General features: G+C 56.1%; 26 protein-coding genes and 1 tRNA gene. 13 read left to right on the top strand and 14 right to left on the bottom strand.

Translation table 11 applies throughout. The features are described from left to right. Positions 1–6: 6 nt before the first annotated feature. The 5 genes from ilvC to miaA form a co-directional block, all read right to left on the bottom strand. Positions 7–1,026, bottom strand: a complete 1,020-nt coding sequence (ilvC, locus tag AAC060_RS07710; RefSeq protein ID WP_339824557.1) for a ketol-acid reductoisomerase — start codon at positions 1,024–1,026, stop codon at positions 7–9. 16 nt (positions 1,027–1,042) lie between these two features. Then, the gene (locus AAC060_RS07705; protein WP_339824555.1) at positions 1,043–1,411 is read right to left on the bottom strand and encodes a hypothetical protein; all 369 of its coding nucleotides are present in this window, start codon (positions 1,409–1,411) and stop codon (positions 1,043–1,045) included. After that, positions 1,408–1,923 (bottom strand): acetolactate synthase small subunit, encoded by a 516-nt coding sequence (ilvN, locus tag AAC060_RS07700; protein WP_339824553.1) that lies wholly within the window; start codon positions 1,921–1,923, stop codon positions 1,408–1,410. Before ilvN ends, AAC060_RS07705 begins: the two co-directional genes overlap by 4 nt. Beyond that, complete coding sequence (locus tag AAC060_RS07695; protein ID WP_339824551.1) at positions 1,923–3,668, bottom strand: acetolactate synthase 3 large subunit; 1,746 nt, start codon at positions 3,666–3,668, stop codon at positions 1,923–1,925. Before AAC060_RS07695 ends, ilvN begins: the two co-directional genes overlap by 1 nt. Before the next feature lie 118 nt (positions 3,669–3,786). Continuing rightward, positions 3,787–4,722, bottom strand: a complete 936-nt coding sequence (gene miaA, locus AAC060_RS07690; RefSeq protein ID WP_339824549.1) for a tRNA (adenosine(37)-N6)-dimethylallyltransferase MiaA — start codon at positions 4,720–4,722, stop codon at positions 3,787–3,789. Between miaA and serB the strand changes: the two genes are divergently transcribed. Further along, complete coding sequence (serB, locus tag AAC060_RS07685) at positions 4,715–5,596, top strand: phosphoserine phosphatase SerB (RefSeq protein WP_339824547.1); 882 nt, start codon at positions 4,715–4,717, stop codon at positions 5,594–5,596. The two genes, miaA and serB, sit on opposite strands and share 8 nt — an antisense overlap. Positions 5,597–5,633: 37 nt before the next feature. On the opposite strand, the gene AAC060_RS07680 is transcribed toward serB, so the two are convergent. Further along, positions 5,634–6,650 carry an SPOR domain-containing protein gene (locus AAC060_RS07680; protein ID WP_339824545.1) on the bottom strand — a complete coding sequence of 339 codons (1,017 nt, stop codon included), beginning with the start codon at positions 6,648–6,650 and terminating at the stop codon, positions 5,634–5,636. A 259-nt stretch (positions 6,651–6,909) separates the two neighbouring features. Between AAC060_RS07680 and AAC060_RS07675 the strand changes: the two genes are divergently transcribed. The 3 genes from AAC060_RS07675 to AAC060_RS07665 are packed head-to-tail and all read left to right on the top strand — an operon-like array spanning position 6,910 to position 9,721. Next, positions 6,910–7,632, top strand: coding sequence for a ParA family protein (locus AAC060_RS07675; RefSeq protein ID WP_339824542.1), 723 nt, complete (start codon positions 6,910–6,912; stop codon positions 7,630–7,632). A 17-nt stretch (positions 7,633–7,649) separates the two neighbouring features. After that, positions 7,650–8,306: a hypothetical protein gene (locus tag AAC060_RS07670; protein WP_339824539.1), complete on the top strand. Its 657-nt coding sequence runs from the start codon at positions 7,650–7,652 to the stop codon at positions 8,304–8,306. Between the two features lie 59 nt (positions 8,307–8,365). Continuing rightward, entirely contained in the window at positions 8,366–9,721 is a 1,356-nt protein-coding gene (locus AAC060_RS07665; RefSeq protein WP_339824536.1) for an SPOR domain-containing protein, read from the top strand. Between the two features lie 38 nt (positions 9,722–9,759). On the opposite strand, the gene AAC060_RS07660 is transcribed toward AAC060_RS07665, so the two are convergent. The 4 genes from AAC060_RS07660 to AAC060_RS07645 are packed head-to-tail and all read right to left on the bottom strand — an operon-like array spanning position 9,760 to position 13,577. Continuing rightward, a complete protein-coding gene (locus AAC060_RS07660; protein WP_339824533.1) occupies positions 9,760–10,980 on the bottom strand; it encodes a dihydroorotase in 1,221 nt (406 codons plus the stop codon). Then, complete coding sequence (locus AAC060_RS07655) at positions 10,977–11,969, bottom strand: aspartate carbamoyltransferase catalytic subunit (RefSeq protein ID WP_339824531.1); 993 nt, start codon at positions 11,967–11,969, stop codon at positions 10,977–10,979. Before AAC060_RS07655 ends, AAC060_RS07660 begins: the two co-directional genes overlap by 4 nt. Before the next feature lie 22 nt (positions 11,970–11,991). Then, positions 11,992–12,453, bottom strand: coding sequence for a Holliday junction resolvase RuvX (gene ruvX / locus AAC060_RS07650; protein ID WP_339824744.1), 462 nt, complete (start codon positions 12,451–12,453; stop codon positions 11,992–11,994). Next, positions 12,453–13,577 (bottom strand): DUF3089 domain-containing protein, encoded by a 1,125-nt coding sequence (locus AAC060_RS07645; RefSeq protein ID WP_339824528.1) that lies wholly within the window; start codon positions 13,575–13,577, stop codon positions 12,453–12,455. The genes ruvX and AAC060_RS07645 overlap by 1 nt, the downstream gene beginning before the upstream one ends. A gap of 128 nt (positions 13,578–13,705) precedes the next feature. On the opposite strand from AAC060_RS07645, the gene gatC reads away from it, so the two are divergent. From gatC to tig, 5 genes are all read left to right on the top strand, one after another. Then, positions 13,706–13,993 (top strand): Asp-tRNA(Asn)/Glu-tRNA(Gln) amidotransferase subunit GatC, encoded by a 288-nt coding sequence (gene gatC / locus AAC060_RS07640; RefSeq protein ID WP_335653951.1) that lies wholly within the window; start codon positions 13,706–13,708, stop codon positions 13,991–13,993. Continuing rightward, positions 13,993–15,477, top strand: a complete 1,485-nt coding sequence (gene gatA / locus AAC060_RS07635; RefSeq protein WP_339824523.1) for an Asp-tRNA(Asn)/Glu-tRNA(Gln) amidotransferase subunit GatA — start codon at positions 13,993–13,995, stop codon at positions 15,475–15,477. The genes gatC and gatA overlap by 1 nt, the downstream gene beginning before the upstream one ends. A gap of 2 nt (positions 15,478–15,479) precedes the next feature. Continuing rightward, entirely contained in the window at positions 15,480–16,967 is a 1,488-nt protein-coding gene (gene gatB, locus AAC060_RS07630) for an Asp-tRNA(Asn)/Glu-tRNA(Gln) amidotransferase subunit GatB (protein ID WP_339824521.1), read from the top strand. 90 nt (positions 16,968–17,057) lie between these two features. Beyond that, positions 17,058–17,142 (top strand) — tRNA-Leu (locus tag AAC060_RS07625). 56 nt (positions 17,143–17,198) lie between these two features. Then, positions 17,199–18,770 carry a trigger factor gene (gene tig, locus AAC060_RS07620; protein ID WP_339824518.1) on the top strand — a complete coding sequence of 524 codons (1,572 nt, stop codon included), beginning with the start codon at positions 17,199–17,201 and terminating at the stop codon, positions 18,768–18,770. Positions 18,771–18,878: 108 nt separating this feature from the next. Here the strand turns inward: tig and AAC060_RS07615 are convergent, their stop codons facing one another. Continuing rightward, positions 18,879–19,502 (bottom strand): ATP-dependent Clp protease proteolytic subunit, encoded by a 624-nt coding sequence (locus tag AAC060_RS07615; RefSeq protein ID WP_339824515.1) that lies wholly within the window; start codon positions 19,500–19,502, stop codon positions 18,879–18,881. A 223-nt stretch (positions 19,503–19,725) separates the two neighbouring features. On the opposite strand from AAC060_RS07615, the gene AAC060_RS07610 reads away from it, so the two are divergent. Both AAC060_RS07610 and clpX read left to right on the top strand, forming a co-directional pair. Continuing rightward, positions 19,726–20,349 carry an ATP-dependent Clp protease proteolytic subunit gene (locus AAC060_RS07610; protein WP_339824513.1) on the top strand — a complete coding sequence of 208 codons (624 nt, stop codon included), beginning with the start codon at positions 19,726–19,728 and terminating at the stop codon, positions 20,347–20,349. 138 nt (positions 20,350–20,487) lie between these two features. Further along, the gene (clpX, locus tag AAC060_RS07605; RefSeq protein ID WP_335647292.1) at positions 20,488–21,759 is read left to right on the top strand and encodes an ATP-dependent Clp protease ATP-binding subunit ClpX; all 1,272 of its coding nucleotides are present in this window, start codon (positions 20,488–20,490) and stop codon (positions 21,757–21,759) included. Between the two features lie 137 nt (positions 21,760–21,896). Here clpX and mtgA read toward each other — a convergent pair whose 3' ends face one another. The 3 genes from mtgA to AAC060_RS07590 form a co-directional block, all read right to left on the bottom strand. Beyond that, the gene (mtgA, locus tag AAC060_RS07600) at positions 21,897–22,562 is read right to left on the bottom strand and encodes a monofunctional biosynthetic peptidoglycan transglycosylase (protein WP_339824505.1); all 666 of its coding nucleotides are present in this window, start codon (positions 22,560–22,562) and stop codon (positions 21,897–21,899) included. Positions 22,563–22,647: 85 nt separating this feature from the next. After that, on the bottom strand, positions 22,648–23,559 hold the full coding sequence (rpoH, locus tag AAC060_RS07595; protein ID WP_339824503.1) for an RNA polymerase sigma factor RpoH: 912 nt from the start codon (positions 23,557–23,559) through the stop codon (positions 22,648–22,650). 76 nt (positions 23,560–23,635) lie between these two features. Continuing rightward, on the bottom strand, positions 23,636–24,589 hold the full coding sequence (locus AAC060_RS07590) for an RluA family pseudouridine synthase (RefSeq protein ID WP_339824741.1): 954 nt from the start codon (positions 24,587–24,589) through the stop codon (positions 23,636–23,638). 43 nt (positions 24,590–24,632) lie between these two features. On the opposite strand from AAC060_RS07590, the gene AAC060_RS07585 reads away from it, so the two are divergent. After that, positions 24,633–25,037: a M67 family metallopeptidase gene (locus AAC060_RS07585; RefSeq protein ID WP_339824501.1), complete on the top strand. Its 405-nt coding sequence runs from the start codon at positions 24,633–24,635 to the stop codon at positions 25,035–25,037. 24 nt (positions 25,038–25,061) lie between these two features. Then, positions 25,062–25,703 (top strand): histidine phosphotransferase family protein, encoded by a 642-nt coding sequence (locus AAC060_RS07580; RefSeq protein ID WP_339824498.1) that lies wholly within the window; start codon positions 25,062–25,064, stop codon positions 25,701–25,703. Positions 25,704–25,712 lie beyond the last annotated feature (9 nt).

Genomic DNA, 25,712 nt, shown 5'->3' with positions numbered 1-25,712 from the left:
TGCCTTTTAGTTCTTTTCTTTATCAACCAGCTTGTTGGCGCCGATCCATGGCATCATGGCGCGGAGCTGAGCACCGGTTTCCTCGATCGGATGCGCTGCAGCCTGCTTGCGAGCGGCCTTCAGTTCCGGTTGACCGGCGCGGTTGTCGAGCACGAAGTTTTTCACGAAACGGCCTGACTGGATATCTTCCAGAATCCGCTTCATCTCCGCTTTGGTTTCCGAAGTGATAACCCGCGGGCCGCTGGTGATATCGCCATATTCTGCAGTATTGGAGATGGAATAGCGCATATTCGCAATCCCGCCTTCATAGAGCAGGTCGACGATAAGCTTGGTTTCGTGCAGACATTCGAAATAGGCCATTTCCGGAGCATAGCCTGCTTCGGTCAGGGTTTCGAAACCTGCCTGGATCAGATGGGTGATACCACCGCAAAGTACGGCTTGTTCACCGAACAGATCGGTTTCGCATTCCTCGCGGAAATTGGTTTCGATGATACCCGAACGTCCGCCGCCGACGCCGGATGCATAAGCAAGAGCCACGTCATGGGCATTGCCGGATGCGTCGCGGTCAATCGCGATCAGGCAGGGAACGCCGCCGCCGCGCTGATATTCGCTACGCACCGTATGGCCGGGGCCTTTTGGAGCGATCATGATTACATCGAGATCTTCGCGTGGCTCGATCAGGCCGAAATGGACGTTGAGACCGTGAGCGAAAGCAAGGGCAGCGCCCTCTTTCATGTTCGCGTGCAGGTCATCGGCATAAATGGCAGCCTGATGCTCGTCCGGCGCGAGGACCATGACGATATCCGCCCATTTCGCAGCTTCGGCGTTGGTCATGACCTGGAAACCGGCGCCTTCGGCCTTTTTCGCGGTGGCTGAACCGGCGCGTAGCGCAATGGCGACTTCCTTGACGCCGCTGTCGCGGAGGTTCTGGGCATGGGCATGGCCCTGGCTGCCGTAACCGACAATCGCGATTTTCTTACCGGTGATCAGGCCGAGGTCAGCGTCGGCGTCATAATAGACTTTCATTTTTCTTCCTTAAATTTCAGATGATGGCGAATAGAGTAAGGGCGCCCACTCCGGCTAGCATAGGCCAGCCGATATGTTTGCCCTTGGTAACAATGGCATCGTAAATGCCGGCGACTAAAAATACTGATCCCGTGACCGCCAGCAGAGCGATATCCGCGGCTGCAAAATCATAGGCGCCTTTTGCCAGTATATAAATGGCGATCAATCCCAAAAGGCTGGTCAAATGCCATGCAAAGCGGACGACCTGTTGGGAAAGATCCTTCCGCATGACTCCTTCGCCGGAATTTACCAGCGGGCCGATAAGATATTTCTCTCCGAGAATGGAATGAACAAACAACGTCGCAAGTCCCAGTATCGCAGCCAGCAGGAGCAATATCTCGCTCATGCAGGATCTGGCCCCCGGCCAATGGCAACGACGCCGGTCCGGCCAACTTCGACCAGGCCGACTTCGCGCATCAAGCCGACAAATGTCTCGATTTTTTCCGGCGCTCCGGTAATCTCGAAGACAAAGCTTTCGGTCGTCGCGTCGACGACCCGGGCGCGGTAAATATCCGCCAGCCGCATGGCTTCTATACGATGCTCGCCCTTGCCGGCGACTTTTACCAGCGCCAGCTCGCGCTGCACATGCGGTCCGGATTCGGTCAGGTCGCGCACGCTGTGCACCGGAACAAGCCTGTCCAGCTGGGCAATGATCTGCTCGATCACATGCGGCGGGCCATTAGTGGCGATAGTGATCCGGCTCACGGCATGATCTTCGCTGATATCGGCGACAGTCAGGCTGTCGATATTATAGCCGCGCGCGGTGAACATGCCCGCGATACGCGCCAATATACCGGCTTCATTATCGACCAGAACGGCAAGAACGTGACGTTCAACGGCTTCTTCGTAAATATGCATCAGACAAGAGCCTTTGCTTGGTCGTCCATCGTGCCCTTTACGTCGGCTTCGGTCAGAAGCATCTCTGTATGGGCTGCACCGGACGGGATCATCGGGAAACAGTTAGCCAGCTGAGCGACGCGGCAATCAACCATTACGGGACCGTCGGTTTCGAGCATTTTCTGTATCCCAGCTTCAAGATCAGCGGGATCCTCAATCCGGATGCCGGTCCAGTCATAGCTTTCAGCGAGCTTCACAAAATCTGGTAGACTATCGCTATAACTATTTGAATAACGGCTTTCATAGGTCAGTTCCTGCCATTGGCGGACCATGCCCATATATTCATTGTTGAGGATGAAAATCTTCACCGGCAACCGATATTGTGTGGCGGTGCCGAGCTCCTGGATATTCATCTGGATCGACGCTTCACCGGCAATATCGATGACCAGAGCATCGGGGTTGCCGAGCTGCGCGCCAATCGCGGCAGGCAGGCCATAGCCCATGGTGCCAAGTCCACCGCTGGTCAGCCATTTGTTAGGGCTTTCAAAATCGAAATGCTGCGCGGCCCACATCTGGTGCTGGCCGACTTCGGTTGTGATGATCGGCGAGCGCTTGTGAGTGGCTTCCCACAATTTGCGAATGGCTTCCTGCGGCATGATTTCCGTCTTGCTCTCGGGATAATCGAGACAATTGGTTGCCCGCCAGCCGGTGATCCGCGACCACCATTCACCATGGTCCGGTGTCGTAAAGCGGCGGCCCTTGAGCACCGCGATCAATTGTTCCATCACCCGGCCGACATCGCCGACAACCGGCAAATCGACCCGAACGGTCTTGTTGATCGACGAACGGTCGATATCGACATGGATTTTCTTGCTGTTGGGCGAGAAAGCGTCAAGCCGTCCGGTAATCCGGTCGTCGAAACGGGCGCCAAGGCAGATCACAAGGTCGGCCTTGTTCATCGCCATATTGGCTTCAAACGTGCCATGCATGCCGAGCATGCCAAGCCATTTGTCTGACGAAGCCGGGAATGCGCCCAGTCCCATAAGCGTCGAGGTTACCGGGCATCCGAGCAATTCGGCCAGTTCGCGCAGGGTTTCACTGGCCTTCGGACCGCTGTTGATGATGCCGCCACCGGTATAGAGGATCGGCGCTTTGGCGTTCATGATCATTTCGGCGAAGCTATTGATCGCCTTGAAATCACCCTCGGTCTGGGGCTGATAGCGGGTATTGGCCCGGGTTGCATTGCTGCTATATTCTGCCGCTGCAACCTGGACATTCTTGGGAATATCGATGACCACTGGGCCGGGGCGGCCCTGGGTGGCGATATGGAAGGCTTCCTGAACGACTTGCGCCAGATCGGAAGGCTTTTTCACCAGATAATTATGTTTGGTGCAATGGCGCGTGATACCGACCGTATCGGCCTCCTGAAAGGCGTCCGTGCCGATCAGATTGGTTGCGACCTGACCGGTGATGACGACCATCGGAATGCTGTCCATCAGAGCATCGGTAATACCGGTAACGGCATTGGTCGCACCCGGGCCGGACGTAACTAGCACGACGCCGGGTTTGCCGGTCGAACGGGCATAGCCTTCTGCCGCATGGGTCGCGGCTTGCTCGTGACGCACCAGAATATGCTTCATTTTCGGATGCTCGTAGAGCGCGTCATAAATGGGAAGCACCGCGCCGCCCGGATAGCCGAAAACGGTATCCACGCCCAGATCCAACAGGGTTTCGACCAATATATCGGCGCCGCTTTTTTCGGCCACATCATGCTCCATTAGCTGTCTGTTTGCGCTGTTGCCCCGCCATGATGCACCGCAACACAATAGGCAAGGCTTAGTTAATTCGGGGGTCGCTACATATCTGAATATGTTATGTCAAGGGTTAATCACGTAATATAGTTTCAATTATCTCATCAAAATCGTTATTTAATGGTTCTTCAAGCCTTGGCCATTCGGACGGGCTTTGGTTGCGGAACCACGTATATTGGCGCTTCGCATATTGCCGGGTCGCCGTCTGTGCCTGCTCTACCGCGGCTTCCCGGCTGATGTCACCAGCGATCCAGGCCGCGATGTCAGCCACCCCGATCGCCCGCATAACCGGCAGATTTGGCGGCAAGTCGCGTTGCAGAAGATTTTCTACTTCGTCCGCGGCGCCTTCCGCCATCATCTGGTGCAATCGCAAGTCACAGCGCTGATAGAGCCATTCGCGCGGCGGTAGCAGAACCAGCGAATGCAATTTGATATTCTCGCCAATGCCGCCCGTCTTGTGCTTTTGCCAATGGTCCAGCGGCTTGCCGGTCGACCGGATCACTTCCAGCGCCCGCTGGATGCGGGTGATATCACTCGGGTTCAATCTGTCCGCCGAAACGGGATCGAGCATCTGCAGGGCGTGATATGCTTCCAATAGTTCCATTTCCCTGATTTCCTGCCGGATTTCCGGAGCGATTTCAGGAATTGGCGCAATGCCGTCGAGGAGTATCCGGACATATAGGCCGGTGCCACCAACCAGTATCGGCAGGATATCGCGTTCGTGGGCTGCCGCGATTGCCGTCTTGGCGTCATGAGCCCAACGCGCGGCTGAACAGGCCTCGTCGCCGTCGATATAGCCGAACAGTTGATGCTCGATTCCGCCCATTTCTTCCTCGCTCGGGCGCGCACTGAGGATCCTGAGGTCGCGATAGACCTGGGCGCTGTCCGCATTGATGATCACCGAGGCTTGCTTTTTGGCAAGCTCCAATGCCAAGGCGGATTTACCGCTGGCCGTCGGTCCGACGATCAGCGCGACATTCTTGTCCAGTTTCGGAGAAATCATGTTCATCGCCACGCTCATAGCAAAAGAATCTCTGAATGAGAGAGATATTCAGTCTGCAAACATCAGTCTGGGCAGAGCCGATGCCACCATCATTCGTCAGTCGGAGTTGATCGATGGGCGCGTACTCGATATTTTCTTCGATGGCGACCCGGTCGCAGCGCGCGCGCGTCTGGAAATGATTGGCAATGGCGTTGATATCGCGGTGCAACCCGAAGCAAACCGTCTCAAAAAGCTGCTGATCTCTGACATGGACAGCACGATGATCACGGTCGAATGTATCGATGAACTGGCAGATTATGCCGGTATCAAGGCACAGATTGCGGAAATCACCGAACGGGCGATGCAGGGCGAACTGGATTTCGAAGAAGCTCTACGGGGCAGGGTGGCGCTTCTGAAGGGATTGAACACTTCGGCGATCCAGCAATGTCTGGATGAACGGGTAAAAATCATGCCGGGCGCCGAGATGCTGGTCAGAACGATGGCACAGCGCGGAGCAGAAACGATTCTCGTATCGGGAGGTTTTACAAAATTTGCCAAACCTGTCGCGCAAGCCATTGGCTTCAAGTCATTTCACGCCAATGTTCTGGGAGAAGCTGCCGGTGTGCTGACCGGAGGGCTGGACGGACCGATCGTCGATTCGACCCGGAAAGTTGAAGTGCTTCAGACGGCATCGGATGCGGCAGGCCTGCCATTGGAACAAACCATCGCGGTGGGTGACGGCGCGAATGATATTCCGATGCTGCAAAGAGCCGGCCTAGGGGTCGCCTATCACGCGAAGCCAAAGGCCGCTCAAGCGGCGGATGTAGCGATCAGATATAATGATCTGACGGCGCTATTATATATTCAGGGCATAGCGGCGGACCAGTGGGTCAGCCAATAATCGCAGTCTGATAGCCCCAACCTAGTTCCGTTTGGCCCTAGTTCCGTTTGGTGATGCAATCATTGCCGGAGGCTTTCACGCTGCCGCATACTGAATCGGCCTGCGCCTGGGTCGCAAATGGCCCAGCTTGCAAACGGGTGATTCCACCGGCTCTGACCAGATAAGGCTGCATTCCCGCGAGAGCGGAAACGCTGCCTTCCAGCTTGGTCCATAGGGTTTTGGCTTTATTCTCGTCGCTGAACGCGCCGAGTTGTACCCGCCAGTCGCCAGCCGCAGCCGTGCGTACCGGAGCGGAGGTCGCGACAGGCGTTGCTGGTGCAGGTTTCGGACTGGGAGCATAAGTTACGCCGGGAGTGATCGGACCGGGCGCCGGAACCGGATCGGGCAGAGCGGGCTGCGAAGGCGGTAATTGTGCTGTCTGCACCGCTCCGGTCGACTGGACCGGGCGAAAGCCGCCGATTTGCGCTGTTCTCACGCGCTTCTCGTCTTGCTCCATCTGACCAGCCAGTTCGATCGCGCGGCGCCGGTCCTCGACCGGAATGAAGCGATCCATCTGGGCGAGGTTGGAGGTTGCCTGCGGCAGTTCCTGCGCCGATGCCCGGGTCATGAGCGCATAGGCCTTGACCCAGTCTTTTTCGACAAAGTCGCCGTTAAAATGACCGGTGCCCAATACATATTGAGCCCGCGGTTCGCCCCGGTCGGAGGATGCTTGCAAGTAGGGCAGGGCTTCTTCCCGGCGGTTGTTCTGGAATAATATCAGGCCATAATTGTCATTGGCTTGCAGATGGCCCTGGTCTGCGGCTTTCTTGTACCATTGCTCCGCTTGCCGCAAATCCTGCGGCACACCGCGACCCAGTTTATAGGCTTGCCCGAGATTGAACTGCGCATCGGCATCGCCTTTGTCGGCAGGGCCGCGCCACTCGTTGATCGCCGTTGCAAAATCACCGCGTCCCCATGCATCGACGCCAGCTTTTACATCCGCCAAGGCTGGAGCAGCAGCCGCAATGAGCATGATGCCAAGCAAATGAGTGATGGGACGGTTGGCCGTTTTCATGGTTTATTCCTTGGTGATCAAATAACAATTACGATGTGATGCTTGCCGTTTCCGCTGTGCTAAACCGCTGGAACTCTTGAAGTCTAGCAGAAACTGGAGGCGTCGTTCATCCATTTCTTGACGGAAAGAGGTAAATTTTTTTTTACAAACTCAAAATCGTCGTGAACTTGTTAACCCTATTTTAGCCCTGCTCTGTCACAAAAGCACCCGAATAGAAATTTTCGGGCAAATTCTGCCTGTGATGAATAAGGGGAAGAGCGTGCGAGTTCTAGCGATGGCTTCGCAAAAAGGCGGTTCCGGCAAAACTACATTGTCGGGCCATCTGGCTGTACAGGCACAACTGGCCGGGGCTGGCCCCGTTGTATTGATCGACATCGATCCGCAGGGTTCGCTTGCTGACTGGTGGAACGAACGGGAAGCGGATTTGCCGGCATTCGCGCAAACCACCGTATCCCGGCTTGCTTCCGATCTAGCGATCTTGCGTCAGCAGGGTTTCAAACTGGCCGTCATCGATACGCCGCCGGCGATCACCATGGCGATCCAGAGCGTTATATCCGTCGCGGAACTTATCGTCATACCGACCCGACCCAGCCCGCATGATCTCCGCGCTGTTGGCGCGACCGTCGACCTTTGTGAACGCGCCGGCAAACCACTGCTGTTCGTCGTGAATGGCGCTACGCCGAAAGCGAAGATTACCTCCGAAGCGGCGGTTGCCCTCTCCCAGCATGGCACGGTAGCCCCGATTACCGTCCATCATCGCACGGATTTTGCCGGGTCGATGATTGATGGCCGCACCGTCATGGAAGTTGATCCAAAAGGGCGGTCGGCTCAGGAAATCGTGCATCTCTGGACTTATATTTCTGACCGGCTCGAGAAAAACTTCCGCCGGACAATCTTTAGTGCGCCGGCAATGGCGCAGAATGTCAATCAAGGCGTTCAACGTCCGGGCGGCAATTTTGGCCGGCGGGTCGTTGGTTCTTGATGGCAGGGGCTGAAAAAATGAGCGAACCAAAACCACAGGCGTCCCTTTCGTCCAGTCTATTGGCCCGAAAAGGTGGTGCGAAGCCGGCGATGCGTCGTCAGGGCTTTACGCATTTTCCCGACAATTCATTGGATCACGATAGTGATGCACATGAAGATCTGGGCTGGAATGACATGGGTTACGATGTTGACCCTGATCATGACGCGCATCCGGTAGAGCATATTCACCATAATCCTCTGGCTGGCGCGATTCCAAATCCTGGCTCCGTTGTCAGGCATCAGCAGGAAGAAATTGCGGCCAAACTGGCGAAGAAACCCGCCATTAAAATCGAGGCGCCAAAGGTCGAAGAAAAATCCGTCGCTGCTCCGGTGCCGCTGCCAATTACCCGCGAAGTTCAGCCACTGGTTGAAAGTTCGACGGTGTCGGAAACGGCGAAAGAACAGAAGCGCCAAATCAAAAAGCCTCGTCCGGCCACGAAATCCCGGACGCGGAAGGCAACGACTGCGTTCACCCTCCGGATGGACCCGGACCGGCATTTGAAACTGCGGTTGGCGACGGCGGTAAAGAACATCTCTGCGCAGCAATTGGTAACCAAAGCTGTGGACGAATATTTGAGGTCTATCCCCGAGTTGGAGGGATTGGCCGAGCGCATACCGTCGCGTGGGGCTGCTTGAACAGGGCTTGAAGCGAATTTTGAATTAATAAGACTGACTATTATTGCGAGGGCATAGAAATGAAACGCGATGTGATTTTGAAAATGGCTGCTTCCTCCATGGTGTTCGCCACCGTGTTGACCGGTTGTGGTCCCTTTGGTGGCGGCTCTGTCGCATCCGTGTCGGGTACGGCAACGGTCAAGGATGGTGCCAAATATGCCAAGAAGGCCGAAAAGGCGCTGGCGAAGGGCGATGTCGAAGCGGCGATTGTCTATGCCGAACGCTCGGTTGCCGGAGTTGGCAGCGATCCTGAAACGCGGGCGCTGTTGGCTCAGGCCTATTTGTCCGCCGGACGGATGGCTTCCGCGGAACGCAGCTTTCAGGATGCCATGGAATTGGGCAAAAACGATGCGCGCACTATCCTCAGCCTGAGTCTTGCTCAATTGGGTCAAGGCAAGGTCGACAAGGCAAAAGCGCTCGTCGTCAACAATCGTCAATATATTCCTGCCGCTGACTACGGGCTCGCTCTGGCGCTCACCGGCGACAGCAAGACCGCGATCGAGGTGCTGGAACAAGCCATCCGCGAATCCAATGTCACTGGCCGCACACGCCAGAATCTGGGTCTGGCTTATGCTCTGGACGGTCGCTGGAAAGAAGCCAAGTTGATGGCTGTTCAGGATGTGTCACCGGCTTCGGTCAACGAACGCGTGATGCAGTGGGCCCAAATGGCCCGTCCCGGCGCCTATGAAACACGCGTTGCGACAGTGCTGAACGTCAATCCGGTCGCCAACGATCCGGGTCAACCGGTTCAACTCGCGCTTTCGCCAACGCAGGTGCCGGTCAGTGTTGCTGCCTCTTCCGATGAAGATTATGGTCGTGAAGTGGCGAGCTTTGACCGCAACAGCCCGCTAGCGGCCGTAGGCCCGGCTCCAAAGGCCGGCAATGATGTGGATTTCCTGGCCAAGGAAAATAACGTCAAGGTTGCGACCGTATCCGTCCCGGCCAGTCAGGCAGCAGCGAAAACAACGGCAATCGCTCCTGTGACCACGGCAGTGGCCAAGCCAGTGGCCAAGCCTGCGGTACAAAAAGTGGCCTACCAGCCAGCCGCGAAGCCTGCCTCTTCGGTAGCGGGAACGCATATGGTCCAGCTGGGCGCCTTCTCGTCGGCTGAAGGTGCCAAACGCGCCTGGGGGATTATGTCTGCCCGGAACAGCGAGCTGAAATCTTTCGAATATGCAAGTTCGCGGATCAATGTGAAGGGCAAGACCCTGTACCGCCTGGCGGCAGTCGGTTTTGGTAATGCGCAAACAGCGGAAGCCATGTGTGCCGGTATCAAGGCCAAGGGTAGCAACTGCATCGTGCGTCAGGCACCGGGCAGCCACTCCGCCCCGACCCGTATGGCCAGCAAGGCACCGAAAAAACTAGCTTCACGCTAGTTTATACCGATCATCAAAATCGCATGAAGGCGGTGGAGCTAATAGGCTCTGCCGCCTTTATATATGGCGGTTACGCGGCCCTGAACGGGTAGGCCATCAAATGGCGTATTGCCTGCTGCTGCTGCCATCTTCCTGGTATCAACCTGCCAAGGACTGTCTTCGTCGATCAGGATGAAATCGGCCTGATATCCCGGCTGCAATATGCCCGCGTCTACCGCCAGAATTTTTGCCGGATTGGTGGACAGGAGCTCGAACAGCCGGCCAATGGAAATTGTCCCGTCGCGCACCAGCGTCAAGGAAAGTGCCAGCAGGGTCTCTGCGCCCGCCATGCCCGGTGCTGCTTCTGCATATGGTAATCTTTTGTCTGCGGCGCCGCGGGGATCGTGACCCGATGCGATGACATCGATTGTGCCGTCCTTTACTGCAGCGATACAGGCGAGGCGATTCTCGTCGCTCCTCAACGGCGGCGATAGCCGGGTAAATGTCCGGAAATCATTGATCGCGATATCGGACAAAAGCAGATGTGCGGGCGTGATGCCGCAGGTTACCGGAAGATTCTCGGCTTTGGCGGCGCGGATCAGGTTCAAGCCGTCTTCTGTGGTGACTTGTCGAAAATGGACATGGGCTCCGGTTTCGCGAACCAAGGCGATATCCCGGGCGATGGAGATGGCCTCTGCCGCCGCGGTGGCGCTGGATAGTCCCAGCCGGGTTGCGGTTTCACTATTGGTAGCAACCGCACCACCGGTCAGCCCCGCATCCTCGCTGTGCACGATCAACGGCAAATCCAGCGACCGGCAATATTGCATCAGCTTGAGCATCAGTCCGCTGTCAGCGATCCATTGCCGGCCGGTGGCAACCGCTTTGGCGCCCGACCGTTTCATCAAGCCGATTTCGGCCAGCTGTGTTCCGGCCAGTCCCTTGGTCGCCGCGGCTATCGGGTGCGACCACAGGTCCGGTTTGCCTTCAACCGCATTATGTTTGATGATCGCGGGCAGATCCAGAACCGGAAACTGATCGGGCATCAAGGCGGCCCGGGTGATCCCGCCATAATGGAAAGCCGGCTTGTCGATAGCGAAAACACCGAGATCGACGATGCCCGGCGCCAATAATCGGCCCTTGCAGTCTATTTCTTCGCCCGTTTGCTTGTCGGTGCCGTCATCGGTTGAAGCGATGCGATCACCGTCGATGATCAATCGGCCTAGCTGAGGCTGTTCTTCGCCCGGCAACATCAGGCGTGCGTTGGTAAAAATCTTGTTCATGACCAGCCCTCCACGCCGCGGGATTTGCGGGTGAGTATGTCCAGACAGGCCATCCGCACGGCAACGCCCATTTCGACTTGTTCGGTTATAGCGGAATGGCTCAGGTCATCGGCAACATCGCTGTCAATCTCGACGCCGCGGTTCATCGGTCCGGGGTGCATCACCAGCGCGTCCTTGTTGGCCAGCATCAGCCGTTCCCGGGTCAGCCCGTAGAGATAATGATATTCGCGCGGGCTGGGGATGAAATCGCCATTCATGCGTTCATTCTGCAGCCGGAGCATCATCACGACATCGCTGCCATTAAGAGCCTCGTCAAAATTGCTGAATACCTCGACATTGAACCGGTCAAGCGCGGCGGGCAGCAGGGAAGGAGGCCCACAAACCCTTACTTTTGCGCCAAGCGTGGTCAGACAATAGATATTGGATCGTGCCACCCGGCTGTGCATCACGTCGCCACAAATGGTAACTGTCAGCCCGCTGATCTCGCCCTTGCGCCGCTGGATAGTGAGGGCGTCGAGCAGTGCCTGCGTCGGATGTTCGTGGCTGCCGTCACCGGCGTTGAGCACCGGACAGTCGACCTTGTCGGCAATTAATTGCACCGCGCCCGAACTGCCGTGGCGGATGACGATTGCGTCAGCCTTCATCGCATTGAGCGTAACCGCCGTGTCGATCAGCGTTTCGCCCTTTTTGATGCTTGATTGCGCCGCGTGCATATTGACCACATCCGCGCCCATCCGTTTTCCGGCAATTTCAAAGGAAAGCAGGGTTCTGGTGCTATTTTCGAAAAACGCATTGATGACGGTCAGGCCATCCAGCTTGTTCGCATGCTTGCTGGATTTTTTGTTGAGATCGACCCATTGTTTGGCCTCCTCGAGCAGAAATAATATCTCCCAGGGATGAAGCCCGGCGATGCCCAATAGATGACGATGGGGGAAAGCATCCGATCCGGCTGGAAAGGATTGCGACGATGCGGTTTTTATCGATGTCATTAAAGCGGGTTCTATAGAGTCATCATGACAGCGCGGCAAGCCTGTCGATGGCTCCTTGCAAAATATAGGCGGCGGCCATCTTGTCGACGACCTTGGCCCGTTTTTTCCGGCTGACGTCCGATGCAATAAGATCGCGGGTGACGGCCTGCGTGCTCCATCGCTCGTCCCACAATAATATCGGCAGACCTAGCGGTTTGAGATTTTGCGCAAAAGATCGCGCTGCCTGGGTTTGCTGGCTCTGGCTGCCATCAAGATTGAGCGGCAGTCCAGCGACAAGCCCGACGATATTCTGTTCGGCAATCACCGTCTTGATCCGTTCAAGATCCTTGGAGAATTTGCGCCGCTCTATCGTTTCCGCTGCCGTTGCGAAGGTCCAGTGCGAATCGCACAATGCCATGCCGACGGTCTTTGTGCCGATATCGAGACCGAGCAGCCTGCCGCAGTCGGGCAGGGCCGCATTGAATGCCGCGACATCATCGGAGATTAACGTGCCTGAAATGCTGTTATCCTCCGGCGCGCATCGGCGCGAACATTGGCCCAGAACAGGCTATAATCGTAGACATGGTAATTATTGCCGGGCAGGGCATAGGGGCCTATTTCCGGCGGATCACCGATCAGCAGAAAGCCCCGGTCATCACATCTGGCCGGTACTGACCCGATGGTCAGGCTTGCTTCGCTGAGATCATCATTAGGAACCAGTGTCCCGAGATTGGCTGTCGCCGGCGCAGAGCTATTGATGTCACCGTTGATCGGGTTGGTGCAGAGCAGAGCGGTGTCCTGGCGCGGATGGCCATTGAAACCGATGGTGGTGTCATAGACCTTGATGATCCGCTCATAATCGGCGGGTTCTGCAAAGCTTTGCCAGCTCAATATGCAGCGGGTCTGGTCGGGGGCTTCGCAAATATCGAGGCCCATTTCCGGGATGTCATTCTCGGCAGAAACCGGCCAGCCGACAACATAAGCGGCGACAATCCGGTTGGCGAGCGGTGTTCCCGCTACCCGGTCTTTGAGCAAATTGGTCAGATGCAGGCTGCCCTGGCTGTGGCCTGCCAATATGATCGGCTGATCACTCGGGATCTCCGCGACAAAATAGTCAAAGGCGGCCAACACATCCTGATAGGCGGCATCCAGCGCCTGCTGGCCTTCCTTTTTCTCGGTCAGAAAGGCGCCCAGAGTCGCCTGCCGGTAGCGTGGTGCCCAGACAGTGCCGATGGCGTTGAACGCGCTGGCCTGTCCGCGCAGGAATATCCGAGCCCGCGCCTGCGATTCCACGTCATCCAGCGGCGCGTTCCAGCGGTCTTTCTTCAGAAAGGAGGTGGGGTGAATGAAAAAGACGGCGGCTTTCTTCGCCTCCGGAAAGGGTTCGTCCGTGTCTTCATATCCTGCCGGCAACCAGAGAGCAGGGTTACCCTTCACCAGTTCCGGTCGCGCCAGCCACATGCCGGTATCGGCATAGACATTATTTTCCAGCACTTCCTGCGCCGTGAATTCTGTGTCGGGCACGAAGGCCACTTCCATCAGCTCGTCGCCATAGACCTGAAAAACAAACGCGCCGGCGAGCACGAGAACGACCATGCCTGCGACAAAATAGAGAAATTTACGGGCCAAAAGATACTCCAACCAATATGCGACTGCTTCAATCCGCTTGAAGCGGCTTCGCGCCAGTGCTAGCGGCGCTCGGTACACAATTTATATCCGCATTACCCGAAAAAAGATGAACTGAAAAAGAATGAGTCATGTCAATCGATAAGGAAACCGTCAAAAAGATCGCCAGCCTCTCTAGGATCGCGATTACCGAAGCCGAAGCGGATGCCTTCGTGCCCGAGCTAAACCAGATATTGGGTTGGGTCGAGCAACTGGGCGAAGTGGATTGTTCGAAGGTGGAGCCGATGACGGCGGTCATCCCGAACAAGTTGCGGCTGCGCGAGGATGTCGTCACCGACGGCAAGATCAGCGACAAGATATTGGCCAACGCGCCAATTGCCGAACATGGCTTTTTTGCAGTTCCCAAGGTGATTGAATAATGACCGCAATATTTGAAATGGGTATCGCAGATATCCGCAGCGGCATTGCGGATGGCGATTTCACCGCGAAGGAAGTCGCAGAGACTTTCATCGCGCGGGTCAGTGCAGCCAAGCCGTTGAATGCATTTCTGGTCGAAACGCCGGAACATGCACTGGCGGCGGCAGAAGCAACCGACAAGGCCAAGGCGGCCGGCGAGGAACTGGGCAAGATGGCCGGTGTGCCGATCGGCATGAAGGACCTGTTCTGCACCGAAGGCGTGGCGACCACTGCGGCCAGCCTCATTCTCGAAGGTTTTGTTCCGCAATATGAATCGACCGTTTCGGCCAATCTGTTCAAGGCTGGCGCCGGTATGCTCGGCAAGCTCAACATGGACCAGTTCGCGATGGGCTCGTCCAACGAGACCAGCGCATTCGGCAATGTCATCTCGCCATGGCGGCGCAATGACGGCGGCAATAGCGATCTGACTCCCGGCGGCTCGTCGGGCGGCAGCGCTACCGTGGTTGCCGGACGCATCGCGCCTGCAGCAACCGGCACCGACACCGGCGGATCGATTCGCCAGCCAGCGGCCTTCACCGGAATTACCGGTTTCAAGCCGACCTACGGCCGCTGCTCGCGCTGGGGCACGATAGCTTTTGCCAGTTCGCTCGATCAGGCAGGCCCGATGGCCCATGATGTCCGTGATTGCGCGATCATGCTCGGATCGATGGCCGGCTTCGATGCCAAGGATTCGACCTCGCTTGATCTGGCCGTTCCCGACTGGGAAGCGGCGCTCAGCAGCAATCTCGCGGGCAAGAAAATCGGTATCCCCAAGGAATATCGCGTTGAAAACATGCCCGCCGAAATCGATGCACTTTGGCAGAAGGGCATTGAAATGCTCAAGGACGCCGGCGCGACCATCGTCGATGTCTCGCTGCCGCACACCAAATATGCGTTGCCCGCCTATTATATCATCGCTCCTGCCGAAGCATCGTCCAACCTCTCCCGCTATGATGGCGTGCGTTACGGTCTGCGCGATCTGCCGGACGGGGCAGGGCTGCAGGACATGTATGCCGCGACCCGCGAAGCCGGGTTCGGCCCGGAAGTGAAGCGCCGGATCATGATCGGGACTTACGTGCTGAGCGCTGGCTATTATGACGCTTATTATACCCAGGCGCAGAAAGTCCGGACCCTGATCTCGCAGGATTTCGACAAGGCCTGGAACAGCTGTGATCTGCTGCTGACCCCGACCGCACCAAGCGCGGCCTTTGGTCTGGGCGAGAAAAGCGACGATCCGCTGGCGATGTATCTGAACGACGTGTTCACAGTGCCCAGCTCGCTGGCCGGTCTGCCCGCCATGTCAGTGCCCGCCGGGATCGATGGCAAGGGATTGCCCCTCGGTCTGCAGATCATTGGCAAGGCATTGGACGAACAGAGCGTGTTTAACGCGGGTCTGGCGCTGGAAGAACGCGCCGGCTTTGTCGCGAAACCGGAGCAGTGGTGGTAGAAATGACTGAATCAACATATCGTATCCAGGGCGGAACCGGCGAATGGGAGGTCGTAATCGGCCTCGAGGTCCACGCCCAGATAACCTCCAAATCGAAGCTCTTTTCCGGGGCTTCCACCGAATTTGGCGCAGAACCCAATACGCAGGTCAGTCTGGTCGACGCGGCGATGCCCGGCATGTTGCCGACGCTGAATGGCGAATGTGTCCGTCAGGCGGTGCGTACCGGTCTCGCGATCAATGCGCAGATCAACAAATATTCGCGCTTCGACCGCAAGAATTATTTCTACGCCGATCTGCCGCAGGGATACCAGATTTCCCAGCTTTACCATCCGATCGTGGGTGAGGGCGTGATCCAGATTTCGCTCGATGAAAAAGATCCCGATGCCCATGGCAAGGCGATCGGTGTCGAGCGTATCCATATCGAACAGGATGCAGGCAAGCTGATGCACGACCAGCATCCGACCATGTCCTATGTCGATCTCAACCGCTGCGGCGTTGCCTTGATGGAAATCGTTTCCAAGCCGGATATGACATCGCCCAAGGAAGCCGCGGCCTATGTCCGCAAGCTTCGCTCGATCCTGCGCTATGTCGGGTCATGCGACGGCAATATGGAACAGGGCTCGATGCGCGCCGACGTCAATGTCAGCGTGCGCAAGCCCGGTGGCGAACTCGGCACAAGGACCGAGACCAAGAATGTCAACTCGATGCGCTTCATCCAGGCGGTGATTGAATATGAAGCCCAGCGTCAGGTCGATCTGATCGAGGACGGCGGCACCGTGGTCCAGGAAACTCGGCTGTTTGATCCCGACAAGAACGAAACCCGGTCGATGCGCTCGAAAGAAGATGCGCATGATTACCGCTATTTCCCCGATCCCGATCTGCTGCCGCTGGAACTGGAAGATGATTTCATCTTCGACTGCAAGGCAAGCCTGCCGGAATTGCCGGATGAGAAACGCGCGCGCTACAAGAGTGTGCTCGGTCTGAGCGCCTATAATGCAGCGGTCCTGACGGCAGAGCATGAAACGGCTTTGTGGTTCGAGGAACTGCTCGAAACTACCGACAAGCCGGAAGAAATTGCCAGTAGCGCCGCTAATTGGGTTACATCGGAACTATTCGGTGCGCTCAACCGCATGGGGCTCGATATCGAGAATAGTCCCGTCTCTCCCGCGCAGGCCGCTGAATTGCTCAGCCTGGTTGCCGACGACACGATTTCCGGCAAAATCGCCAAGCAGGTGTTCGAGATCATGCTCGAGACCGGCGAGGGCGCCACGAAAATCGTCGAGGAACAGGGCCTCAAGCAGGAATCCGATACCGGTGCGATCGAAAAAGTTATCGCGGACGTGATGGCCGCCAACGAAGACAAGGTCGCCCAATATCGCGACGGCAAGGACAAGTTGTTCGGTTTCTTCGTCGGCCAGACGATGAAAGCAATGCAGGGCAAGGCCAATCCGCAGGTGGTGAATGAACTTCTCAAGAAGGCACTGGGTTGATTCGTTCGTAAACCACACTTGCCCTCAACGTGCCTTTGGGCTAGGCGCGCGGGTCAATCGTACTTCGATAGAGTTTGACGACGTAACTGGGCGGGCGTGGCGGAATTGGTAGACGCGCCAGATTTAGGTTCTGGTATCTTAGGGTGTGGGGGTTCGAGTCCCTTCGCCCGCACCAAGTTAGTTGCAAAGTCTTTCGAATAACACCGAATATGAAGGCACCAAAGGATAGTCATGCAGATTGTTGAAACGCTGAACGAAGGTCTGAAACGGGCCTATGAAATCAAGATTACCGCGAAAGATATCGAATCGCGCGTTGTAGCCGAGGTGCAGAAAATGGCGCCGCAGGTGAATATGCCCGGTTTCCGCAAAGGCAAGGTTCCTGCGAATCTCGTCCGCAAGATGCATAATGATGCCTTGATGCAGGACGCGCTGACCAGCTCGATCCAGGAAAGCATCGAGAAAACGATGACGGACAACAAGCTCCGTCCGGCAATGCAGCCGAACGTCGATCTTGAAGAAGGCTATGAGCCCGGCAAGGACGCGAACGTCAAAATCGATCTCGAAATTCTGCCTGAAGTTCCGACACCGGATGTCGAAGGTCTGAAGCTCGAACGTCTCCAGGTTGAAGCGGACAAGAAAACCGTTGATGAAGCCCTGCAGAAATTTGCAGAGAGCCAGAAGCAGTTCGAAACCGCAGCGAAATCCTACAAAGCCCAAGTTGGCGATCAATGTCTGATCGATTTTGAAGGCAAGGTCGACGGCGTCCCGTTTGACGGCGGCAAGGGCGAAGGCATGGCGATCGAACTGGGCTCCGGCCGTTTGATCCCGGGCTTCGAAGACCAGCTGATCGGCAAGAAGGCCAATGACGAAGTGCTCGTCAAGGTAACCTTCCCGGCCGATTATAATGTTGAAGACCTGAAGGGCAAAGACGCGACGTTCGATGTTGTCATCGGCGAAGTGCAGAAGCCTAAGGTCGCCAAGGCTGACGACGAAATGGCCAAGTCCATGGGGCTCGAAGGCATTGACCAGCTGACCGAACTGCTCAAGGGGCAGATCGAGCAGGAGCTCAACGGCCTGACCCGTACCCATATGAAGCGGAAGCTGCTCGACCAGCTCGCCGCCAGCCATGATTTCGAAGTGCCACCGAGCATGGTCGAAGCCGAGTTCAGCCAGATCTGGCAACAGCTCGAGCAGGAAGCGGCTCAGGAAGAAGATCCTGAAGCGGCCCGCAAGGAAATGGAAGACGAGAAAGACGAATATCGCGAAATCGCGGTCCGTCGCGTCCGTCTCGGATTGCTACTGTCGGAAATCGGCCAGAACAATGGCGTCGAAGTCAGCCAGCAGGAAATGGGCATGCTGATCCAGCAGGCGGCCCAGCAATATCGTCCGGAAGACCGTGACCGGTTCGTCCAGTATATCCAGCAGGACCAGATGGCAGCAGCCCAGCTTCGCGCACCAATGTACGAAGACAAGGTCGTCGACTTCCTGTTTGACAAGGCAGAAGTAACCGACCGCAAGGTCACGCGCGACGAACTAGAAGCCGCGATCGAAGCAGAAGACGACGCTGAAACCAAGCCAGCTGCCAAGAAAAAAGCGCCAGCCAAGAAAGCCGCTGCGAAAAAGCCTGCTGCTGACAAGAAACCTGTCGCTGAAAAGGCTCCGGCCAAGGAAGAAGCAGAAAAAGCACCGGCCAAGAAAGCCGCAGCAAAGAAGGCTCCGGCCAGAGCTGATGCCGACAAGGCGCCTGCCAAAAAGCCAGCGGCTAAGAAGCCAGCTGCGAAAAAGGCACCTGCCAAGAAATAATGGATTTGGTTTGAATGTAAAAAAAGCCGGGCAGGGCGAACCTGTCCGGCTTTTTTTATGCGCTGGTCTTTGCCAGTTTCAATCCGCGAGTTGCGGCTTTACCCGGCATCAGATCGTGACTTCGCTCGCCTTGTTGATAACCGTACCGAGAATGCCATATTTCTTGGCTTCTTCCGTGCTCATCCAGTAATCGCGGTCGATATCCTTGCGGACCCGCTCGACATCCTGCCCGGTTTCTTCCGCGATAATCAGTGCCAGTCGTTCGCGCATCTTCACGATTTCCTGCGCCTGAATCGCGATATCAGATGCCTTGCCACCGGCGCCACCGGATGGTTGGTGAATCAGAAATCTTGTGTTGGGCAGGCAGAAACGCCGCTCCTTGGGGACGCCGAGGAAGATGTGGGTGCCTGCGCTGGCTACCCAGCCAGTTCCGATCATGGCGACTGGTGAACTGATATAGCGGACAAGATCGTGGATCGTGTCGCCCGATTCGACATGGCCGCCTGGAGAATTCAGAAAAATACGAATGGGGTCGTGATTGACGTGGTCGAGATACAGGAGCTGCGTGGCTACACGTTCAGCCAGTTTCTGGTCGATACCGCCGAAAATCATGATGGTACGGGCTTCCAGAAATTTTGTCATCATGGCGCCCGGCAGGCCGCCAGACTTGTTCTCGTCGTCATTGTCCTCATCATTGAATGAGGGAAATATTGGGCTGTTATTGGTTATCATTCTGGACTCCGCTAATTAATTTCGAGAAGCGCCGATCACGGAACGATCAGCGTTGCCTTGGAGAACATGTAGGGATAGCGTACATGGTGCGCAATGATCGTCGTCTCGGGGGGGGTGTTTTTTCCGGATTGCAATCATTAGTAGCGAACATCGTTAAACCCCTTGAACAATTCCGCTATAATCCCGATGTAGTGCCGAAGCCAAAAACAGGACGATTTACAAGATGCATGATCCGATTACAGACGCTCTAATCCCTATGGTTGTCGAACAGTCCAACCGGGGCGAGCGCAGTTTCGATATTTTTTCCCGGCTGCTGCGTGAACGCATCGTTTTCGTCACCGGTCCGGTTGAGGACGGGATGGCATCGATCATCACGGCGCAGCTGCTCTTTCTGGAGTCGGAAAACCCAAAGAAGGATATCTATCTTTATATCAACTCGCCGGGCGGCGTAGTCACCGCTGGCATGGCGATCCACGATACCATGCAATATATCCGTCCGCGGGTCGGCACGGTTTGCGTAGGGCAGGCGGCTTCGATGGGCAGTTTCCTGCTTGCAGCCGGTGAGCCGGGAATGCGGATGGCGACAACCAACGCACGGATCATGTTGCATCAGCCATCCGGCGGCGCCCAGGGCATGGCGTCCGATATCGAGATTCAGGCCAAGGAAATCCTGCGTATCCGTGCTAGTATGAACAATCTTTATGCCAAATATACCGGTAAACCGGTGGAAGAGATTGAAAAGGCGATGGACCGCGATACTTTCCTGGAAGCCGACGAAGCCAAGGCATTCGGCATCGTGGACGAAGTTTACAACAAGCGTCCAGTACCTACAGAAGATGCTAAATAAGCGGTTAGCGACCGCCTAAATGAAATTTAAGCACTATTTGATAGACTTGGCTTTGCGCTAGGAAAACCGTGAAAAAAGCGGTGGCATTTTGGAATTTGACGGTTAGATTACAAGACTATCCGCTTTAGAGGACTTTTTATGACGAAATTGACGGGATCTGATTCGAAGAGCACTTTATATTGCTCCTTCTGCGGCAAATCCCAGCATGAAGTCCGCAAGCTGATTGCGGGACCTACGGTCTTCATCTGCGATGAATGTGTCGAGCTGTGCAATGACATCATCCGGGAGGAAACCAAGGGCACCGTCACCGGCCGCAAGGATGGCGAAGTTCCGACACCGCAGGAAATCTGCGATGTACTGAACGACTATGTCATCGGCCAGAAACGCGCGAAACGCGTGCTTTCGGTTGCAGTTCACAATCACTACAAACGACTTAATCACGCTGCGAAATCCGGCGATATCGAACTGGCAAAATCGAACATACTGCTGGTCGGTCCGACCGGTTGCGGCAAGACTCTGTTGGCGCAGACGCTGGCGAAGACATTTGATGTGCCTTTCACCATGGCCGATGCGACAACCCTGACCGAAGCCGGCTATGTCGGTGAAGATGTCGAGAATATCATTCTCAAGCTGCTCCAGGCGTCCGACTATAATGTCGAGAAAGCCCAGCGCGGCATCGTCTATATCGATGAAATCGACAAGATCAGCCGCAAAGCGGAAAATCCGTCGATCACCCGCGATGTTTCCGGTGAAGGCGTCCAGCAGGCTTTGTTGAAGCTTATGGAAGGCACGACTGCCAGCGTTCCACCACAGGGCGGTCGCAAGCATCCTCAGCAGGAATTCCTGCAGGTCGATACCACGAATATCCTGTTCATCTGCGGCGGTGCATTTGCTGGTCTGGAAAAGATCATCGGTGACCGTCTGGAAGGCAAGTCAATCGGTTTTGGCGCCCATGTGGCGGCTCCGGAAGAACGCCGGGTTGGTGAACTTCTGGCCCAGGGCGAGCCCGAGGATTTGTTGAAATTCGGCTTGATCCCTGAATTTGTCGGCCGCTTGCCGGTAATCGCGACGCTCGAAGATCTCGACGTCGATGCTCTGGTAACGATTCTTCAGGAACCGAAAAACGCGCTGGTGAAACAATATCGCAAATTGTTCGAACTGGAAGATGTCGGTTTGACCTTCACAGATGACGCGCTGGTTGCGGTCGCCAACAAGGCGATCGAACGGAAAACCGGTGCACGCGGGCTGCGTTCCATCGTCGAGAATATTCTGCTCGATACCATGTTCGACCTGCCTGACTTTGAAGGCGTGGACGAAATCGTGATCGACAAGGATGTCGTCGCTGGCACCAAAGAGCCGGTGAAGGTGATCGCCAAGAGTAGCAAGGCGAAGAAGGAAGACGCCGCTTAGGCCGTTTCGCCGTTACGCTCGAACCATTCTATTCATAGAGCTATGGCCGTGTCGCACTTGCGATGCGGCCATTGCTTTTTGAGCGGAGTGGCGTTGCTGAGCGACATTGCCCTATTCTCATACACGCGGCTGCAAAATCATTTGTAGATACAGCTGTCCAGCTTCTCGTTCCGGACGACATTGATCCGGGCGGCGATGGTATTGCCATAGCGCCGGGTAAAGCCGCTGGCACCGTTGACTGCGCGCTTCTTGGGCAAGGGCAGGGCCGCCGCGATGCGTGCCGCCTCGATCTTGGTCAGGTCTTTCGCATCCTTGTTGAAATAGCGCTGCGCACCGGCCTGCACGCCATAGGTTCCGATGCCGGTCTCGGCGATATTGAGATAGACTTCCATGATCCGCTGTTTGCTCCAGATCGTCTCGATCAGGAAGGTGAAATAGGCTTCCAGCCCCTTGCGGAAAAAACCGCCACCCTGCCAGAGGAACGCATTTTTCGCGACTTGCTGGGAAATCGTCGAGCCACCGCGAATTCGACCGCCCTGGGCATTGCGTTTGATCGCCTGTTGAATGGCTTCGGTATCAAATCCGTCATGGCTGCAAAATTTCCCATCCTCGGCAGCTATCACCGCGCGCACCATGTTCGGGGAAATGTCGCTGAAGCTCGTCCAGTCCTTGGTGACGCTATTTTCGTCCATGATCATCGTGGCGGTGATCGGCGGTGGCACGATCGCATAAAGCCCGACCCACGCGACCGTGATCAGGATGAAATAGATGAAAAATTTGAAGAGAAATTTGATTGCCCGCATTTTGGCAATCTAAATGGAAAACGCCCCGAAAACAAATCCTGTTTCGGGGCGCTTCACTATTTCGTTCTGCGATGAACTTTGAAAATCAACTCGTTGTAAGAAGCTGCTTTTCTCCGGCAATGCGAAGCATCGCTTTTTGCAGTTTCTCGAACGCGCGGACTTCGATCTGTCTTATGCGCTCGCGGCTGACTTCATAGACCTTGCTCAGGTCCTCAAGCGTCTTGGGATCTTCCGACAGGCGGCGTTCAGCGAGAATATGCTGCTCACGCTCGTTTAGCGAACCCATTGCTTCTGTCAGCATGTCATGCCGGACATCGGCTTCCTGAGCCGCAGCGATGGATTCATCGTGCAACGGGCCGTCGTCTTCCAAAATGTCCTGCCACTGGCCACCATCGCCATCGTCCGAAGACAGCGAGACGTTCAGGGATGCGTCTCCGCCCATCGACATGCGGCGGTTCATATTGACCACTTCATGCTCGGCAACGCCGAGGTCGGTAGAGATTTTCTGCACGTCTTCGGGTGACAGATCGCCATCTTCGAAGGCGTCGAGATTATTCTTCATCCGGCGCAGGTTGAAGAAAAGCTTCTTCTGTGCGGCGGTCGTCCCCATTTTAACGAGGCTCCAGCTGCGCAGTACATATTCCTGGATAGATGCGCGAATCCACCACATCGCGTAGGTCGCGAGGCGGAAACCGCGTTCCGGTTCAAATTTCTTCACGCCTTGCATCAGGCCGACATTGCCTTCGGAGATCAGATCCGAAACAGGCAGGCCATAGCCGCGAAAGCCCATCGCGATCTTGGCGACGAGTCGCAGATGCGACGTAACCAGCTGGGCTGCTGCTTCCTGATCCTTATGTTCAGAATAGCGTTTCGCCAGCATATATTCTTGTTCTGGGGTCAATAACGGAAATTTCCGAACTTCCGAGAGATACCGGTTCAGGCTCGCGTCCCCCCCTAAGGCAGGGATTTTTGCCGGAACATTGCTACCATTAGCCATTTTCGTTCCTTCTTCTGTTGTGCCGCCGGGCCTCATCAAGCACCCTTTGGTCAGATGGTGATATAAGGTGTATTACCTATATCCGCAACTTCATGAATAGTTCCTGCATATCTTCGGGAAAATCGATAGAAAACATCAATTTCTCCTCCGTTATGGGGTGAACAAATCCAAGACTAGCAGCATGGAGGGCCTGGCGTCCAAATTGAATATCTTTCCGACGGGAAAGCATTGATTTTCGACGAGTGCCGTAAAGCGGGTCCCCGATCAGGCTGTGGCCGATATGGGTCATATGGACCCGGACCTGATGGGTGCGGCCTGTTTCCAGCGTGCATTCCACCAAAGCGGCTCCGTCGAGCATTTCCTTGACCGTATAATGGGTCATCGCCGACTTGCCCCGGTCATCGCCGACAACCGCCATTTTCTTGCGATTGACATTGCTGCGGCCGATGGCGCCCTCGACCGTCGCCGACGCCGGATTGGGTCTGCCGTTGACGATCGCCATATAGCGCCGTTCGATGTCATGTTCGGCGAACAGGGCGCTCAGGCCCTTGTGCGCGGCATCGGTCTTGGCGGCTACCATCAATCCCGACGTATCCTTGTCGATCCGGTGGACAATCCCGGGTCTGGTGACACCGCCAATGCCCGCCAATTGCCCCCGACAATGGTGCAGAAGGGCGTTGACCAAAGTCCCGTCGGGATGGCCGGCTGCCGGATGGACGACCAGTCCTGCCGGTTTGTTGATGACGATCAGATGCGTGTCTTCGAAGATCACATCGAGCGGAATGTCCTGCGCCAGGGCCGGGCCGGCAATCGGTTCGGGGATGGTGAGCTCGAATGGCTTGTTGCCGATTTTCTTGGCCGAAGGATCGGTGAAGGTCGCGCCGTCAAGCAGAAGATGTCCGCTCGAGATCAGCGATTTTACCCGCTCGCGCGAAAGCCCCTCTACGACCTCTGTCAAAGCCGCATCGAGACGCTGTTTTTTTGGAGAATCCGGTAATGTTCCGGATATTGTGGATTGCCCCTCGTTCATCGCGTAGATGTGGGCCATGCAGGTCTTTATATCAAGCGCCATATTGGCAGAAATCCAACAGTTGGTCCTTGACAATGCACCGCAAGAAATCTGCGGAATTCTTCTGGGGCGCGATGGCAGGGTGAATAGCTATCGTATCGCGCGCAATGTCGCAGCCGATCCGGTCCGCCATTTCGAAATTGATCCGGCAACTTTGATTGCTGCGGAACGAGCCAGCAGGGACGGTGGTGACCCGATTCTGGGCTATTATCATTCGCATCCCGCGGGAACCGTCGAACCTTCCAGGACAGATGCCGAAAGCGCCGCGCCGGACGGTCGGCTATGGCTGATTTTGAACGGGCGCGATGCGGCAGCATGGCGCACGGCGGATAATGGCGAAATTTATGGCCGTTTTGACGCGATCATGCTTGATTGCTCGGGTGCAAACGGCCAAACAGCCGCGGAATGAAATCATAGTTAAGGGCGCGTTTATATGTCGAATAGTGAAGTTGATCTGGCATCTCTGCTTTGTTCGAAAATATGTCATGACCTGTTAAGTCCCGTGGGAGCGATCAACAACGGGCTCGAGTTGCTGGAAGACGAAACCGATCCGGTCATGCGGGACCGCTGTATGGATCTGCTGGCGGACAGTGCCAGAGTGTCAGCGGACAAATTGAAATATTTCCGGCTCGCATTTGGTGCTGCCGGCGGCTTTGGCGACAATGTCGACCCGGCAGAGGCGCGGGGCCTGATCGAATCGCTGATCGGTGATTCGGGCAAGATCACGCTCGGTTGGGCGCTGCAAGGCGAGGCATTGCCGAAAAAGGCGATCAAGATTCTTCTCAACCTGGCGCTCATTGCCAAGGAATCGCTGGTCAGAGGCGGTACTCTCGACGTCGGCGCGGAACAGGGCGAACTGGGAATCGAAGTTGTCGTGCGGGCAGAAGGGATTAAAATCGCGCTGGATAGCGGTATCCGGACCGCGCTCGACGGCACGATCGACCCGATTGATCTCAGCGCCCGCACCGCCGCTGCCTGGATGACACGCGAGCTTGCCATGAAAAATGGCGGGGATCTGAGGATTTCGCCACCATCGGCGACAGAATTGCTTTTGGGTGCTATCGTCACCGCTTGAGGTCACAAG

The organism is uncultured Parasphingorhabdus sp., from assembly GCF_963975555.1.
Taxonomy (GTDB): Bacteria; Pseudomonadota; Alphaproteobacteria; order Sphingomonadales; family Sphingomonadaceae; genus Parasphingorhabdus.
The sequence above is the reverse complement of the archived record's forward strand: the minus strand, read 5'-3'. Positions and strand labels throughout refer to the sequence as shown.

Bases quoted from the DNA above. Each gene is read 5' to 3' on its own strand.
- ilvC (WP_339824557.1), bottom strand. From the start codon at position 1,026: ATGAAAGTCTATTATGACGCCGACGCTGACCTCGGCCTGATCACCGGT.
- AAC060_RS07705 (WP_339824555.1), bottom strand. From the start codon at position 1,411: ATGAGCGAGATATTGCTCCTGCTGGCTGCGATACTGGGACTTGCGACG.
- ilvN (WP_339824553.1), bottom strand. From the start codon at position 1,923: ATGCATATTTACGAAGAAGCCGTTGAACGTCACGTTCTTGCCGTTCTG.
- serB (WP_339824547.1), top strand. From the start codon at position 4,715: ATGTTCATCGCCACGCTCATAGCAAAAGAATCTCTGAATGAGAGAGAT.
- miaA (WP_339824549.1), bottom strand. From the start codon at position 4,722: ATGAACATGATTTCTCCGAAACTGGACAAGAATGTCGCGCTGATCGTC.
- AAC060_RS07680 (WP_339824545.1), bottom strand. From the start codon at position 6,650: ATGAAAACGGCCAACCGTCCCATCACTCATTTGCTTGGCATCATGCTC.
- AAC060_RS07670 (WP_339824539.1), top strand. From the start codon at position 7,650: ATGAGCGAACCAAAACCACAGGCGTCCCTTTCGTCCAGTCTATTGGCC.
- AAC060_RS07665 (WP_339824536.1), top strand. From the start codon at position 8,366: ATGAAACGCGATGTGATTTTGAAAATGGCTGCTTCCTCCATGGTGTTC.
- AAC060_RS07660 (WP_339824533.1), bottom strand. From the start codon at position 10,980: ATGAACAAGATTTTTACCAACGCACGCCTGATGTTGCCGGGCGAAGAA.
- AAC060_RS07655 (WP_339824531.1), bottom strand. From the start codon at position 11,969: ATGACATCGATAAAAACCGCATCGTCGCAATCCTTTCCAGCCGGATCG.
- gatC (WP_335653951.1), top strand. From the start codon at position 13,706: ATGTCAATCGATAAGGAAACCGTCAAAAAGATCGCCAGCCTCTCTAGG.
- gatA (WP_339824523.1), top strand. From the start codon at position 13,993: ATGACCGCAATATTTGAAATGGGTATCGCAGATATCCGCAGCGGCATT.
- gatB (WP_339824521.1), top strand. From the start codon at position 15,480: ATGACTGAATCAACATATCGTATCCAGGGCGGAACCGGCGAATGGGAG.
- tig (WP_339824518.1), top strand. From the start codon at position 17,199: ATGCAGATTGTTGAAACGCTGAACGAAGGTCTGAAACGGGCCTATGAA.
- AAC060_RS07615 (WP_339824515.1), bottom strand. From the start codon at position 19,502: ATGATAACCAATAACAGCCCAATATTTCCCTCATTCAATGATGAGGAC.
- AAC060_RS07610 (WP_339824513.1), top strand. From the start codon at position 19,726: ATGCATGATCCGATTACAGACGCTCTAATCCCTATGGTTGTCGAACAG.
- clpX (WP_335647292.1), top strand. From the start codon at position 20,488: ATGACGAAATTGACGGGATCTGATTCGAAGAGCACTTTATATTGCTCC.
- mtgA (WP_339824505.1), bottom strand. From the start codon at position 22,562: ATGCGGGCAATCAAATTTCTCTTCAAATTTTTCATCTATTTCATCCTG.
- rpoH (WP_339824503.1), bottom strand. From the start codon at position 23,559: ATGGCTAATGGTAGCAATGTTCCGGCAAAAATCCCTGCCTTAGGGGGG.
- AAC060_RS07590 (WP_339824741.1), bottom strand. From the start codon at position 24,589: ATGAACGAGGGGCAATCCACAATATCCGGAACATTACCGGATTCTCCA.
- AAC060_RS07580 (WP_339824498.1), top strand. From the start codon at position 25,062: ATGTCGAATAGTGAAGTTGATCTGGCATCTCTGCTTTGTTCGAAAATA.